Origin of the sequence: Photobacterium damselae subsp. damselae (assembly GCF_038086725.1) — a bacterium.
In the GTDB taxonomy this organism is placed as follows: domain Bacteria; phylum Pseudomonadota; class Gammaproteobacteria; order Enterobacterales; family Vibrionaceae; genus Photobacterium; species Photobacterium damselae.
Genome location: NZ_CP146970.1, coordinates 2,092,449 through 2,105,418, shown reverse-complemented (window position 1 = coordinate 2,105,418; position 12,970 = coordinate 2,092,449). Strand labels below are relative to the sequence as shown.

13 protein-coding genes and 7 tRNA genes are annotated in these 12,970 nt (G+C 38.3%); 12 read left to right on the top strand and 8 right to left on the bottom strand.

Translation table 11 applies throughout. The features are described 5' to 3' along the window. Positions 1-285 precede the first annotated feature (285 nt). Both WAX86_RS09465 and WAX86_RS09460 read right to left on the bottom strand, forming a co-directional pair. Complete coding sequence (locus tag WAX86_RS09465; protein ID WP_341488703.1) at positions 286-966, bottom strand: hypothetical protein; 681 nt, start codon at positions 964-966, stop codon at positions 286-288. Between the two features lie 141 nt (positions 967-1,107). Then, positions 1,108-1,758 (bottom strand): hypothetical protein, encoded by a 651-nt coding sequence (locus tag WAX86_RS09460; RefSeq protein WP_341488702.1) that lies wholly within the window; start codon positions 1,756-1,758, stop codon positions 1,108-1,110. A gap of 767 nt (positions 1,759-2,525) precedes the next feature. On the opposite strand from WAX86_RS09460, the gene WAX86_RS09455 reads away from it, so the two are divergent. Further along, positions 2,526-2,822, top strand: a complete 297-nt coding sequence (locus tag WAX86_RS09455) for a hypothetical protein (protein WP_106142828.1) — start codon at positions 2,526-2,528, stop codon at positions 2,820-2,822. A 57-nt stretch (positions 2,823-2,879) separates the two neighbouring features. Here the strand turns inward: WAX86_RS09455 and WAX86_RS09450 are convergent, their stop codons facing one another. The 5 genes from WAX86_RS09450 to WAX86_RS09430 all read right to left on the bottom strand — a co-directional run bounded on the left by WAX86_RS09450 (position 2,880) and on the right by WAX86_RS09430 (position 7,057). Next, the gene (locus tag WAX86_RS09450) at positions 2,880-3,113 is read right to left on the bottom strand and encodes a hypothetical protein (RefSeq protein ID WP_036763545.1); all 234 of its coding nucleotides are present in this window, start codon (positions 3,111-3,113) and stop codon (positions 2,880-2,882) included. A 78-nt stretch (positions 3,114-3,191) separates the two neighbouring features. Continuing rightward, entirely contained in the window at positions 3,192-4,955 is a 1,764-nt protein-coding gene (locus WAX86_RS09445; protein WP_341488701.1) for a lysophospholipid acyltransferase family protein, read from the bottom strand. Between the two features lie 13 nt (positions 4,956-4,968). Further along, on the bottom strand, positions 4,969-5,406 hold the full coding sequence (locus tag WAX86_RS09440) for a YHS domain-containing (seleno)protein (RefSeq protein WP_341488700.1): 438 nt from the start codon (positions 5,404-5,406) through the stop codon (positions 4,969-4,971). A 15-nt stretch (positions 5,407-5,421) separates the two neighbouring features. Then, a complete protein-coding gene (locus tag WAX86_RS09435; protein WP_341488699.1) occupies positions 5,422-6,486 on the bottom strand; it encodes a D-alanine--D-alanine ligase in 1,065 nt (354 codons plus the stop codon). Continuing rightward, positions 6,446-7,057: a VTT domain-containing protein gene (locus WAX86_RS09430; protein WP_341488698.1), complete on the bottom strand. Its 612-nt coding sequence runs from the start codon at positions 7,055-7,057 to the stop codon at positions 6,446-6,448. The genes WAX86_RS09435 and WAX86_RS09430 overlap by 41 nt, the downstream gene beginning before the upstream one ends. Positions 7,058-7,183: 126 nt before the next feature. Here WAX86_RS09430 and WAX86_RS09425 point away from each other — a divergent pair, with 126 nt between their 5' ends. Then, positions 7,184-7,648: a GAF domain-containing protein gene (locus tag WAX86_RS09425; RefSeq protein ID WP_237031519.1), complete on the top strand. Its 465-nt coding sequence runs from the start codon at positions 7,184-7,186 to the stop codon at positions 7,646-7,648. Here WAX86_RS09425 and WAX86_RS09420 read toward each other — a convergent pair whose 3' ends face one another. Further along, positions 7,649-8,266 carry a sugar O-acetyltransferase gene (locus WAX86_RS09420; protein ID WP_005298661.1) on the bottom strand — a complete coding sequence of 206 codons (618 nt, stop codon included), beginning with the start codon at positions 8,264-8,266 and terminating at the stop codon, positions 7,649-7,651. It lies immediately after the preceding gene. Between the two features lie 236 nt (positions 8,267-8,502). Between WAX86_RS09420 and yqfB the strand changes: the two genes are divergently transcribed. The 10 genes from yqfB (at position 8,503) to WAX86_RS09370 (ending at position 12,915) form a co-directional block, all read left to right on the top strand. Beyond that, positions 8,503-8,835, top strand: a complete 333-nt coding sequence (yqfB, locus tag WAX86_RS09415; protein WP_036763561.1) for a N(4)-acetylcytidine aminohydrolase — start codon at positions 8,503-8,505, stop codon at positions 8,833-8,835. Positions 8,836-8,960: 125 nt separating this feature from the next. Next, positions 8,961-9,051, top strand: a tRNA-Ser gene (locus tag WAX86_RS09410). Between the two features lie 46 nt (positions 9,052-9,097). Next, positions 9,098-9,173 (top strand) — tRNA-Thr (locus WAX86_RS09405). A gap of 11 nt (positions 9,174-9,184) precedes the next feature. Continuing rightward, positions 9,185-9,269: transfer RNA gene (locus WAX86_RS09400), tRNA-Tyr, on the top strand. Between the two features lie 7 nt (positions 9,270-9,276). Continuing rightward, positions 9,277-9,352: transfer RNA gene (locus tag WAX86_RS09395), tRNA-Asn, on the top strand. Between the two features lie 264 nt (positions 9,353-9,616). Continuing rightward, entirely contained in the window at positions 9,617-11,158 is a 1,542-nt protein-coding gene (locus WAX86_RS09390; RefSeq protein ID WP_106223176.1) for an AbgT family transporter, read from the top strand. 13 nt (positions 11,159-11,171) lie between these two features. Beyond that, a complete protein-coding gene (pepT, locus tag WAX86_RS09385) occupies positions 11,172-12,389 on the top strand; it encodes a peptidase T (RefSeq protein ID WP_341488697.1) in 1,218 nt (405 codons plus the stop codon). Positions 12,390-12,613: 224 nt separating this feature from the next. Further along, positions 12,614-12,704, top strand: a tRNA-Ser gene (locus WAX86_RS09380). Positions 12,705-12,747: 43 nt separating this feature from the next. Beyond that, positions 12,748-12,832 (top strand) — tRNA-Tyr (locus tag WAX86_RS09375). Positions 12,833-12,839: 7 nt separating this feature from the next. After that, positions 12,840-12,915, top strand: a tRNA-Asn gene (locus WAX86_RS09370). The last annotated feature ends 55 nt before the right edge of the window (positions 12,916-12,970 follow it).

The window sequence follows — 12,970 nt, the reverse complement described above, 5'->3', positions numbered from 1 at the left end:
CGTCCCTTAATGAAGGTGTAAGTTTATAAAAATACCCATATCGTGATAGCTGTGGTTTGATATGGTTGTTTGGTTATCACAAAAGATAAGTGTTAGGTTTGAAACGTTTTTGGACAGAAACCGCTTAGATTATTTGCTCTATTTAGGCTAACTACTATTAGTAAAAGTAAGGGTAATACTCGTCATCAGCTTTGATGATATTTCCAATATTTACTTATATAAGGAGGCTTGGGCTTGTCCAACACTTTGGATAGGTGTCGGCTTCGCGACACATATCCTTATTTGTTAGCTAGTAATTTCACGAATAGCCAAAGCGTGGTTCCCACATTTATCAGCAGTGATAATGAATATTTTTTTTGATTTCTCGTGTAAAGCGTCTGTATATTCTATTTCAAACTTGGCTGAACGAGGAAACTGCCCTGTATTTACAAATTTCAACTTAAAGTTACTTGTTACACCAGAATCCCACGAATATAAACCAGTTGGCGAAATACTGTAACTAGAGCTATCTAAAGTTCTTATAGAAACTGATGTTACACTAGAACCTGAATTACGGAGTTGAAAGCTATACTCTACTTCCCCACCACAATTTCCGAAACCAGAGTTACCTAAAAACTCAATCCTAATTTGTGCTGCTCTCAACTGCTTCTCTCTTAAATTTGCAGCTTGTTGCATCTCTCTGTCAACTTGATCTTTCGCCAACCGAACCATTTCTTTTTGTTGCTCTACAGATCTAGATAGCTCTTCAGCTTGAAGTTCCAATGATCTTGTACTGTGCTTAAGTTCTTGTGTTTGCATGATAAACCCAAGAATCATCCAAAAAAATGTAATTGGGCCGAACACACCAGCACAAAAATCTCCTATTTCATTTAGAGGTAAGCTATCTAATTCTAATAATTTGTCTCTTAACAGCCAACTTACAAAAGTGATATAAATTACTGTTGCAAATATACCAAAGTATTTCATATTCTCCCTTACTAGCTAACGCCGCATTAAGGTGTGAGCAACGCTACCACGAAACCCAACCATACCACCGTAAACACAAAACCCAACGATGGAATGAAAAATGCCAAGCGTTGGGAATCACTCTTAAATGCTTTGTTAGCCCTAGCCTGATGTAGCCGCTAATATCATTGAACCGATACTAGCTAGACTACCCGCATGCGGAAGTAAGCTTGTGAGACCATTTAGCATCGAGCCTAGAATGGTTTTGTTAGGTTTTGCTTGCTTAGATTGAACCTCAATTACATCTACAACCTCAAGAGCTTCATTGATGACACTAGGTTCAACATTTTGTGACCGAATTTCCTCTCTTAGTTGTGCAAATAGAGATTCAAGATCGGTATTTGCCTGAACACTCATATTTGTTGAGTTGTCGACGGAATGATTATTAACACGAGCATTAGGACCACTTACGTTATATGTAATATTCTGCACAGAGCTACTATTAGTTTCAGGTTTCTTTACACCCAACTTTTCTACATAAGCAGCGAAATGTGAAAAAGTGCCTTGAACTAAAACATCCTCTACCTCTGTAACTTCCCAGCGGTCTCTAGCTCCTGTCTGAACAATAATGTGTCCAATCTCAATATTTTGAGGCTCTAGAAATTGGAACACTACCTGACCCGTCCCTTTTTTCGAGTTCTTTAAAGCACGTTCAGTAAGCAGAGGAGAACCGTCTAAAGTTTCATCGCCATATACACTGACATCACTACCACTTCTTCTAATAAAATTACCAGCTACTTTTGCCAAATTCATTTAATTCTCCTTTAGGGCTAACAGTATATTAATAAGCATTCTTACTTTCGCGCAAAAATACACGCATAAAAAACCTTTATCATACTAGATATAATCTTTATATATCATGAAGTTGATAACAATTTTTCACGCCTGACGCTCAATGAGAGGATGTGATAAGTAAGAAATGTATTTAATCAGTCTTATTAAATACAAACTGAAATATTAAATCGTTTAATTTTCACTTGGTTATGATTTTACTTCTGTTTTTAACAAGAAATATTTCTTATTAAAAACGGAACTCAAGCGATAAAATCACCATATTTCATTATAACTGTTCATATATACAGATAATAAAACTAATCCAAAACCACGTTAACACAATATGAATGAGTAAAAGGTCTAACGCATAATGGGGCAGAAGTGTGCTTAGATTATAAGTCGATTTCCACCTTCAAATTTTATAAAACATACCAAATTTCCCCACTACAACTGATAAATACCAAATTACTCACCGTTCCTCAAAATATATAAATTCAAGCCAATAACACTTCTTACCAGCCAAAAGAAAAAGCACTAATACACACATATCACTCGCTCATCTTAATCCTTTGAATTATTTAAAATTAACGCATTCTGATCAATTTACCATTATATTTTTCGGCAAAAAATTATCGAAAAACAATAAATAATTATTGCAAAGTGTTGTGTGAATGGCATACATTGAGTCCAAGCGGTACTGCTGACATACCAAGTAAACATGTATTTTTTATAAAAAGGGATTCAAAATGAAACAATATCTCGCTCTATTATTTTTATTCGCTCCAGTGATCAGTCATGCCCATACAACGGGTGTAAAAATGGAATCAATTACCCAATGTGCGAGTAAATTACCAAGTGATAGTTATCGTCTTGAGATCAATTTGGATGTGAATAAAGGTCAGGTAAAGGTTGATAACTTTAGTATGACTGATGGAAGTAGTCAGGAAGTAGGGGAGATCCCACAGCATCAATTAAAGGAGTTTACTAAATGTATTGCGCCGCTACTCTCGCTTAGTAAAAAAGATATTACGTTTGAAGAATAAATAGTTCGATAAATACCAGCCTAATAATACGTTAGACTGGTATTTATATAACGCACATTAATCTTCAATAAACTTTCTCCCACATTCACTACAAATGATATGGCGAGAAAATTGATCCATCGAAGACATAAAAGCACCAAACAACATACCTTGCAGCAAGCCTGAAAGAAACTCTTTACGCTTTTGATGCTTATCATTTTTAAAGGGGCTTTCTTTGCGAACTAATACAACGATATGTGGCGTATCGTGCTTGCAGCAAGGACAGTAGTAAATTTCTGTCGATGAGATCATCGTATGCCTTCCATGGTAAAGAAATAATATAACTAGCATACGATGATTGATGATTAAAAACGATAAATTGCTCTCATTTTATCTGTTATAGGTATCATTATGTGCTTTATGATAAGAAAGATAAGAAGTGGCAGCATGAGTTCCCATATATTTAGCCAGTTGACGCTGACTCACATCTCGCAGATCTACCACTAGTAATCCATCCAGAGCATCTTGAAAATCGTGATCCACATTAAAGGCAATCACTTTGCCGCCAATATTTAGGTATTGCCGTAATAACACTGGAATACCAGAAGCTTCATTTTCTTGTTGCGAAATAAAATGGTCGAGTTGTTTTAAATTATGGATAGAGTCATTAAACCATGTGTAATGTTGAGATTGAAACGGACTTCTTGGCTGAACACATCGACTTAAAGCGGTATCGCCAAACTCTCGACTTAACACTTCACCCATCATTTGTTGGCTAACCTTAGAGTAACGATTACTGATGGTGACAGGGCCAAACAAATGGGTGTATTTAGGGTTTCTACTAATAAACGTACAGATTCCCCGCCATAATAAAGCTAAAGCGGTGGGTGAGCGTTGGTATTTTTTCGCAATAATAGAGCGCCCTAACTCAATACTTGGGCCAAATTGTTTTAATAGAGTATTGTCGTAGCGAAATAAACTGTATGTATAAAGTGCGGCAAGATTCCCTTGATGCAAGATTTTATCAACTAAGCCTAAACGGTAAGCCCCTACTAACTTATTGTCTTTATGATCCCAGACAAAAAGATGGAGATAGGTTTTATCGAACTGATCCGTATCAATACTTTGTCCTGTACCTTCGCCAACAGCACGAAAAACACTTTCTCGCAATCGACCAATTTCTAAAATCAGGTTAGGTATTTGTTGTACATTGGCAATATAAGCACTCATTCCGCCCTGACTGATCAGTTTGGCTTCTTCTGGTAAATGTTCAATATCAACAAGCAGTTTACGTGAATCGATAGGCAAAGAGATAGTGTTTGAGTAAGTGTTCGCTAATGTTTCAGGTCTCGGTTTTATTGATTGTTCTAAACTGTATGTGAGCATACGTAAGTAAGCTGTTACTTGCGGTATGGTTTTATAGTGATATAGGGTTGCTGGCTTAACCAAATCACCAACAGCCACGCCTAAACAAGTACCTGACTTATTGAGCAGCTCACGGCCTAACATACAGGTACCTAATAGTGAATGAATCTTTTTTGCACGATAGAAAGCTCGGCTGTTTTGTCCTTGAATATAAACAGGACAGACGATTGCGCCCGTTTCTATTGCCAATTTGGCTGCACTGTGTCGCCATGGTAGGTCATCAATAATATTATCTGCTTGTTGTGTCGAAACAGCTCCTGCAGGAAATACTAATAATACCCCTCCATTTTTGAGATGCTCTCGACCTTCATTTAACGCATTGCTGTTGGTCATTTTTGCTTTGGTTGTTGAAAAGACATCGACAGGAATAAAGATATCGCGCAATTCAGGGATAGAATACAAAAGTTCATTGGCAAAGAGTTTAAGATCCGGTCGATGAGCCAAAATAAGAGAGGCTAGAATGACACCTTCTAATCCCCCTAGAGGATGGTTAGCAACAATAACGACAGGGCCCGTTTTTGGTAGTTGCGCAAAGTCTTTACGTAAATAGCGACTACGAACATTCAGGCTACGCAAGGTATAGCGTAAGAATTCAGCCGAAGATAATGCTTGAGGGCGTTGCTCATAAAGCGCTTGAAGTTGAGATAACCCTGTTAAATGTTCCATTGATCGTTCAAAAAGACCCAGCGGTGTTTTTTTAGGTAAAGAAAAAGGTTGAAGCTCTGTCATCTGATACCTTCCGTTACTTAATCAATGCAGGCCAGTTGTGGTTAGCTTTGGTGATAAATCCGGGTACATCAGTAAGCCAAGTTTCTTGCACGCTTTTGTCGTAGTTAAGATAGAGCTTTCCATCAACGATTTTCCAATACTTAGGATTGCCCGGAGCAAGAGAATTATCCGCGCCAACTGCCCATGCACAATAACCACCATATTGAGGTGCGTATTTGATTGGATCTTGTTTAAATAATGCTAGATTCTCTTTGGAACTAAATAACCATGTTGCTCCTTGATATTCTGTATGAAATTGCTGATCGCCTTTAGTGGGTTTGCCCTCAGTAAAATACGAAACAACATCGTAACCATCGACAGCTTTACTACTGAAAATTTTGGTATAGATTGGATCTGCCGCATAGCTAGAAAAAGAAAACAATAAGCTAAAGATAAGTAATAGTTTTTTCATGGTTATTCCTTTTAATTAATACAGTTGTTGGTAATCCTGAACTAAGGCCCTTTCTTTTTTCCATGCAATTAATAAATGTTTTAACGAGGGAAGTGGATACCCATTTCTTCTGTGTAAATCACCAATCTGATATAAAATTTTATACTGCTGACAAAGCACTTTTATGGCAGAGAAGAAGGTTCCATTACTATCCCAAATATGAGCAGCTTCACTACTTGCTCCATTTATTTCTAAGATGGAAAAGTTTTCTCCTTTTTGCAGACTGTCTAAATCCTTAAATTTAATATCGAGCCTGCCATAATAGAAACCGTCCATATCCAATAAAATTTCATTCATTGCTGAATTTAATTGATCGGTAATAAATTGATTGCCGTCTTTGAATATGGCCCCTCGACAATGATTACCGGTAAAAACCAGTTCCAGAATCTCGCCTTTAGGTAAAATCTCCGGTAAGCGTTGTGATAAGGTAGGAAAATAAAGGTGGGTTAGATGTTGTGCTCGCGGATCTTGTTCTATCAGTTGTTGAATAGAATTGATCCCATCTCCGATAATTTTGGGTAATATTTTCAAGGTAATCGAAAGAATAAAACCTGACTCATGGTTTGGAAAACGGACATAGAAAATACCTGCTTCATGAGGCCAATCGACTTTCTTTTGCAGTAAAAATTGTTGATGATTCGGATAGTTATTTATATATGCGTGTAATTGTTCTGGTGAATCAATTAACTTAACACCTGCACCTCGACAACCAATATCGGGTTTCGCGACCACAGGAAAAGATAAATGGGCACTTTCTAGTTGGGCTAAATAATGGTCCAACTTCGAATCTATTTGCTTAATACAGACAATATAAGGTTCTACCTTGGCTTTTCCTTTTGTACCAAGTTGCTTAAAAACGGCTGATTTTTCTTCACCAACCATACCACTAAGCGCAATACCTGGGTTTGCAATCAAAGGTAGTGCCCAATGTTTATAACGAATGGAGAGATAAAGGCAATAGACTGCAACGGGTAAATACATCACCCATGAAGGTAAGAACTCAAACCAAGAGATTGATTTGTTTTTGAATAATATTTTCATTATAAGGCCGTTTTTTCTCTAATGGTTTTTTTAATAAATAAATTAAACTCAGGGTGATAAGTAAGAATATGCCAAGTAGAAGTGTGGCAAGGTTAGGGTGGTCAAGTACTAATTGTTTAAAAATATAAGCTAATGCGAATATCGCGCTAATCCAAATTGCTCCACTAAAAATTAATCCTTTAATCATAAGATTATGTGGTAGTTGAATATAACCTAATACCATATAAGTAATTGTTCTAAATCCTGGTAAACAACGTGCAATGAAAATAGTTTGATAGCTTTTAGTTGAGCACAACGATTGTATTTTCTGCCAATATGGTTTACTTGAAATATAACGATATAAACTACGATGATGCTTTGCGGCTCGTCCCAGTAAATAAACACAGTAATCCCCGCTCATTAAACCAATAAATATCGATAAATAAGCAGTTGAAAAAGATAGTTCATCTTGAAGATATAACCCAGCAGCTAAAAATAGTGCAGCATCTTCCCAAATATATGAAATAAAGATAATTGAGAAAAATAATATTAAAGGGTTATCTAATTGTAGCCATATCCAGTCCTTTATCATGACGATATTTAATATTAGAAAGTCATAAATTAGTTGACCGTATCTTTCAAAAAAATATTTCAAATCGTGAAAGTTATTTTTTCTCTTTGAGGTCTGATACAACAATACCGAAAAAAGGACGAGAAAATGGTGTTTACTAAATTACAAGAAGATCAATTACGTTGGGTCAAAACTCTTAACTTGCTTGCTCAACAATCTGGGATTCACTCGATTTTAGTGATGCAATCACATCCCGAGACAATGGAAGTGATATTTGCCAATGATCAGCCTGTTTATAAAGCAGGAGACCGAGGTCCCAAAAGTGTACAAGCCGGTTGTCATAAGCTTTATTGCGAACAAGTCGTTAATACGCAACAAGAGTTATTGGTTATGGACGCAAGTATCGATCCTCAGTGGCAAGGTAATGAAGATTGGGTGAAGTTTGGTTTAGGAACGTATCTAGGTTTTCCACTTTTTTATGGTGATCAGGTTGTTGGTACTGTTTGTGCGTTACACGATAAACCCTATGATTTTTACCAAGGCGATCCAGCTGCCTATGAGCAGTTAACTAAGCTTAAGCAGCAGCTAGAACAGTCGATGCTTGGCGATTAATTAAATTGCAGCCAATACTTCATCATCAAAGCGTCGGTTTTGATAATAAAATTCACGGTCGCGCTCATTAATTGGGCGCAATACTTTACAAGGGTTTCCAACCGCAACAACATTAGCTGGAATGTCTTTCGTCACAATACTGCCAGCACCGATGACACTGTTTTCACCAATAGTGACCCCAGGTAAGACAACACAATGAGCACCCAACCAGACATTATCTTTAATATGCACCGGAATATTAAACTGAGAAACCTGTTTACGTAGTTCTGGTGTAATAGGGTGGCCTGCGGTGGCAATAGTGACATTTGGGCCGATCATCACATGGTTACCGATATAAATATGAGTATCATCAACCAATGTCAGATTGAAATTAGCATAAACACTGTCGCCCAAATGAGTATGTTTACCCCAGTTAGCGTGTAATGGCGGTTCGATATAACAATCTTTACCGACAGAGGCAAACATCTCTTTCATTAAAGCTTGTCGTTGCTCGATGTGTGATGGACGTGAGTGATTAAAGTCGTACAGTCGTTCTAAACAAATGAGTTGCTCTTTAACGAGTTCGCTATCATCACAAAAATACACTTGCTGAGAGTGCATACGCTGCTTGCTGTCCATGGTTAATCCTTTAATGAGTTGAGCTGTCGATTATATACTCAAGTAACTTCATGGAGCGAGATTCTACTTATCAATAAAGGGAGGATTTAGATACTTAGTTACTCTAAATTAGATATTGGTATAGAAAGATAAAATGTAACGTTTCGACTATAACTGTAAATTGTGACATCTCTCTATTGTGCTTTTTTGCTATTCGCTGTATATCGAAGGAGAGTGTATGACTAAGGGTTAAAAGCATGTCCCAGGTTCCAACTAAAATTACGTTCTTTGAATGGTTAGCGCCATTGATTGTTTCTGGCAATAAAACCATTACGATTCGCGATGAATCTGAAAGTTACTATCTACCTGGTAGTCAAGTTGAGGTCTTTACCTTAGAAACCAATAAAAAGTTTTGTGAAATCGAAATTGAGTCGGTTGAACCTATTTTGTTTGAGGAAATTAATGAATTTCATGCTCAACAAGAGTTTATGGAACTGCAAAATCTAAAGGATCTGATCAAAGAGATTTATCCAGACCAAGAGCAGCTCTATGTAATTGCCTATAAATTGCTAGCGGTTACTGATAAGTAAAAGAAATATCAGCTATTTTTGCCTTATTTTAGATCAGTTCCTCAAAACTAGAGTATTTGTTGCTCAAACGGTTATTTTTGGGGTTTACAAGGTAAAAACAGTTCTATATTATTCGCTGCATCTGCGGAGGGATGGCTGAGTGGTTGAAAGCACCGGTCTTGAAAACCGGCATACGTTTGTAGCGTATCTAGGGTTCAAATCCCTATCCCTCCGCCATTTATTCTTTAAGTTTGGATTTTCCGAGCTTAAGTAAAAGATATGTGCCGACTTAGCTCAGTAGGTAGAGCAACTGACTTGTAATCAGTAGGTCACCAGTTCGACTCCGGTAGTCGGCACCATTAATAATTTGGGTGGGGTTCCCGAGTGGCCAAAGGGAGCAGACTGTAAATCTGCCGGCACTGCCTTCGAAGGTTCGAATCCTTCCCCCACCACCATTATTATTCCTCCTTAGTTCAGTCGGTAGAACGGCGGACTGTTAATCCGTATGTCGCTGGTTCAAGTCCAGCAGGAGGAGCCAAATTAAGCCATCCAGTTTGTTCTGGGTGGCTTTTTTTCTATCTGTCTTCATATAAAATCATTAGCATAATACCATTCCACTATCAAATGCTCGGTATTCTGTGAATATTCCCACCTTGTATAATGTTTTTTAGTTGTATCTTTCTTGTTGAAACGGTTCGAAAAATAAACAGAATTCTGGTGTTTTAGTCACTCTATTTTGCATTGTCTATTTTTGAACTAAAAAGATAATGAAGCTATCTCTGCAATTAATTAGGATAGCGCTATGACAATGGATGTTGATGTTTTAAAACCGAGTAAGCGAAGTTGGCTTGATAATATAGAGGCGATAGGCAATAAAATTCCCGACATAACAATGTTGTTTTTTATGGCAACCCTGTTGTGTATTGGACTTTCTGCTGTTTTGTCTTGGTTTACCTTTGATTATATTCACCCCTTAACAAAGCAACCGATTGAAGTGATTAATCTTTTTACTTCTTCTGAGCTGATGGCTCTTTTTACTTCAATGGTGAAAAACTTTGTTAATTTTCCTCCTCTGGGTATCGTTATTGTTGCTACGTTAGGCATAGGTATTGCTGAAGGCTCTGGCTATATCTCTACTGCACTGAAAAAGCTGCTTTCTTTTGTTCCTTTATCGGTGGTGACTCCTTCGGTTATTTTTATTGGCATTTTAGCCCACGTAGCTTCTGATTCGGCTTATGTCATTCTAATGCCAGTATCTGCTTATATCTTTTATAAAACAGGTAAACATCCTTTAGCGGGTATTGCGGCTGGGTTTGCTGGCCTTGCTGGTGGTTTTACCGCATCTTACACTCCATCGATTATTGATCCTATCCTTGCTGGCTTTACTGAAACTGGGGCTAGGGTGTTAGATCCAACTTATTCGGTGAACGTGCTGTGTAATTTCTTTTATTCGTTTGCATCAACTTTTGCCGTGATCGGTTGTTGTTGGTATGTGACCGATAAAATTGTAGAGCCAAGATTAAAAAAATCGATGCCGATTGATGTTGCTCAACAAGATGAAAGTAGCGAAACATTAACGGCTAAAGAGACAAAAGCATTTAAGGTAGCTAACTATTCAATGTTGGCTTTAGTGGCGGTGGTGGTTGCCTTGATGGTGCCTGAAAACTCACTATTTAGAGCACCTGATGGGTCATTAACCAGTCCTCAAGCTCCTGCAATGCAAGTGATTGTTCCTCTGCTATTGGTCTTTTTTGCTTTACCTGGCTTGGTTTATGGTTTTGTGAGTCAGCGTTTTCAAAGTGCTAAAGATGTCACTAAATCAATGGAGAATATTACTGCATCACTGATTTCTTTTATTGTTTTTGCTTTCTTTTGTGCTCAATTCTTATATTGCTTTGGTAAATCAAACATTGGCAGTTTAATTGCTCTATCAGGGGCCGAAGCATTAAAAGCCATCAACTTACCGGGTCAAGTGACGATTCTAGGTGTGATTTTGCTAACCGCTTGTCTAAACCTGATCATTACCTCTGCTTCTTCTAAATGGGCCATTTTAGCGCCAGTATTAGTGCCTATGTTGATGGCTGTGGGCTTATCACCAGAGCTAACACAAGCGGCATTTCGTATTTCAGACAGTGCCGTAAACGTCAGCACGCCAATGTTTGCGTTTTATCCTCTAATTATTTCTTATATGCAGCGTTATTCTAGTCAATCGGGGATCGGAACCTTAGTGTCGATGATGGTGCCGTATTCAATTGGTTTATTGGTTACCTTAACGGCCATGCTGTATCTATTCTGGGGACTGGACATTCCTCTTGGCTTTAATAGCGGTTATACCTATGGATAAGTGGGTGGGACAAATGAATATTCAACAAACATTAATCAATAATTTCACTCGCTATGTGGCAGTGAGTAGCCAATCTGATGCCAGTAATTTAGCCGTTCCATCATCAGAAGGACAGCGCGAGTTAGCGATATTGCTTCAGTCTGAGCTTATAGATATGGGGTATCACGATGCTGAATTATTACCTAATAGTATTTTGATTGCTCGAATACCGGGAGAAGCATCGTTACCTAAGATAGGTTTTGTCGCACATTTAGATACGGTTGATGTGGGGCTAAGTGCTGAGATTAAGCCGCAAGTTCTACATTACGCAGGTGAGCCACTTTGTCTCAATGAAGCTCTAGGTATCCATATCAGTGAAGCTTCTCACCCAGAGTTGGCGAAGTACCGTCAGCAAGATATTCTTTTTTCTGATGGTACCAGTGTTTTGGGGGCGGATAATAAGTCTGCAATTGCAATTTTGATGACGCTAGCCCAAGAGCTTTCTCAACAAACAGCAGTGCATGGTGATATCTATTTTGCTTTTGTTCCCGATGAGGAAATTGGTTTACGTGGCGCGAAACAGTTAGATTTGGCCCTGTTCCCGGTTGATTTATGTTACACCATAGATTGTTGTGAACGGGGGGAGGTTATTTATGAGACCTTTAATGCTGGTAGTGCAAAACTTACGGTTGATGGGATCACCGCTCACCCTATGAGTGCGAAGAATGTTTTAGTGAACCCTAACTTAGTTGTGGCTGATTTTATCTCCCTGCTTAATGATATGGGTAAGCCTGAGCAAACCGCTGAACGAGAAGGGTACTTTTGGGTTACAGATATTATGGGTAATCAAAATAGTGCATCTGCGATGGTTGCTATTCGTGATTTTGATTTAATGAACTATGAGCAGCGTAAATCTTACCTTATGTCGTTGGTCGATTTTTTGCAGATCAAACACCCTAAGGCAGTGATTGAGTTGGATATTCAAGATGTGTATAGCAATATTGCTCAAGCGATGGGGGAGAATACCCAAGCTTTAACGCGTTTGTATCTGGTGCTTGAGCAGTTAGATATTCCTGCTAAAACAATTGCAATGCGAGGCGGTACCGATGGGTCGGCGTTATCTGTCAAAGGGTTGTTTACGCCAAACTTCTTTACCGGAGCACATAATTTTCACAGTGCTTTTGAGTTTTTGCCAATTTCTTCTTTTGTTGATAGCTACAAGGTGGCACGAGCTTTGGTATTAACCCAATAACCCAAATAGATAAACGCTATTTTTAGTTTCAAGCATAAAACCCTGCCAATAATAAACGCAGGGTTTGTTTGAATCATCATCAATAGTCCGATCGCAAATCAATCAGTTTCTTATCGTGTGATAAAAATAGCTAAATTATTGGTTTAACTGGTTATATGATGCGCAGTTAAATAAAAAGATACTTTACAACAGGTCAGCTCTTCTATATTATTCATCGCACTTGCGGAGAGATGGCTGAGTGGTTGAAAGCACCGGTCTTGAAAACCGGCATACGTTTGTAGCGTATCTAGGGTTCAAATCCCTATCTCTCCGCCACTTATTTTAAAGTTGGGTTTTACCGAGCTTTAGCCAAAAATTTGGTGGGGTTCCCGAGTGGCCAAAGGGAGCAGACTGTAAATCTGCCGGCACTGCCTTCGAAGGTTCGAATCCTTCCCCCACCACCATTATTATTCCTCCTTAGTTCAGTCGGTAGAACGGCGGACTGTTAATCCGTATGTCGCTGGTTCAAGTCCAGCAGGAGGAGCCAAATTAAGCCATCCAGTTTGTTCTGGGTGGCTTTTTTTCTATATGTCTATTATCTA

Coding starts and splice junctions, on each gene's coding strand:
- WAX86_RS09445 (WP_341488701.1), bottom strand. CDS start 4,955: ATGACAGAGCTTCAACCTTTTTCTTTACCTAAAAAAACACCGCTGGGT.
- WAX86_RS09435 (WP_341488699.1), bottom strand. CDS start 6,486: ATGAAAATATTATTCAAAAACAAATCAATCTCTTGGTTTGAGTTCTTA.
- yqfB (WP_036763561.1), top strand. CDS start 8,503: ATGTCCCAGGTTCCAACTAAAATTACGTTCTTTGAATGGTTAGCGCCA.
- WAX86_RS09455 (WP_106142828.1), top strand. CDS start 2,526: ATGAAACAATATCTCGCTCTATTATTTTTATTCGCTCCAGTGATCAGT.
- WAX86_RS09390 (WP_106223176.1), top strand. CDS start 9,617: ATGACAATGGATGTTGATGTTTTAAAACCGAGTAAGCGAAGTTGGCTT.
- WAX86_RS09460 (WP_341488702.1), bottom strand. CDS start 1,758: ATGAATTTGGCAAAAGTAGCTGGTAATTTTATTAGAAGAAGTGGTAGT.
- WAX86_RS09425 (WP_237031519.1), top strand. CDS start 7,184: ATGGTGTTTACTAAATTACAAGAAGATCAATTACGTTGGGTCAAAACT.
- WAX86_RS09450 (WP_036763545.1), bottom strand. CDS start 3,113: ATGATCTCATCGACAGAAATTTACTACTGTCCTTGCTGCAAGCACGAT.
- WAX86_RS09440 (WP_341488700.1), bottom strand. CDS start 5,406: ATGAAAAAACTATTACTTATCTTTAGCTTATTGTTTTCTTTTTCTAGC.
- pepT (WP_341488697.1), top strand. CDS start 11,172: ATGAATATTCAACAAACATTAATCAATAATTTCACTCGCTATGTGGCA.
- WAX86_RS09465 (WP_341488703.1), bottom strand. CDS start 966: ATGAAATACTTTGGTATATTTGCAACAGTAATTTATATCACTTTTGTA.
- WAX86_RS09420 (WP_005298661.1), bottom strand. CDS start 8,266: ATGGACAGCAAGCAGCGTATGCACTCTCAGCAAGTGTATTTTTGTGAT.
- WAX86_RS09430 (WP_341488698.1), bottom strand. CDS start 7,057: ATGATAAAGGACTGGATATGGCTACAATTAGATAACCCTTTAATATTA.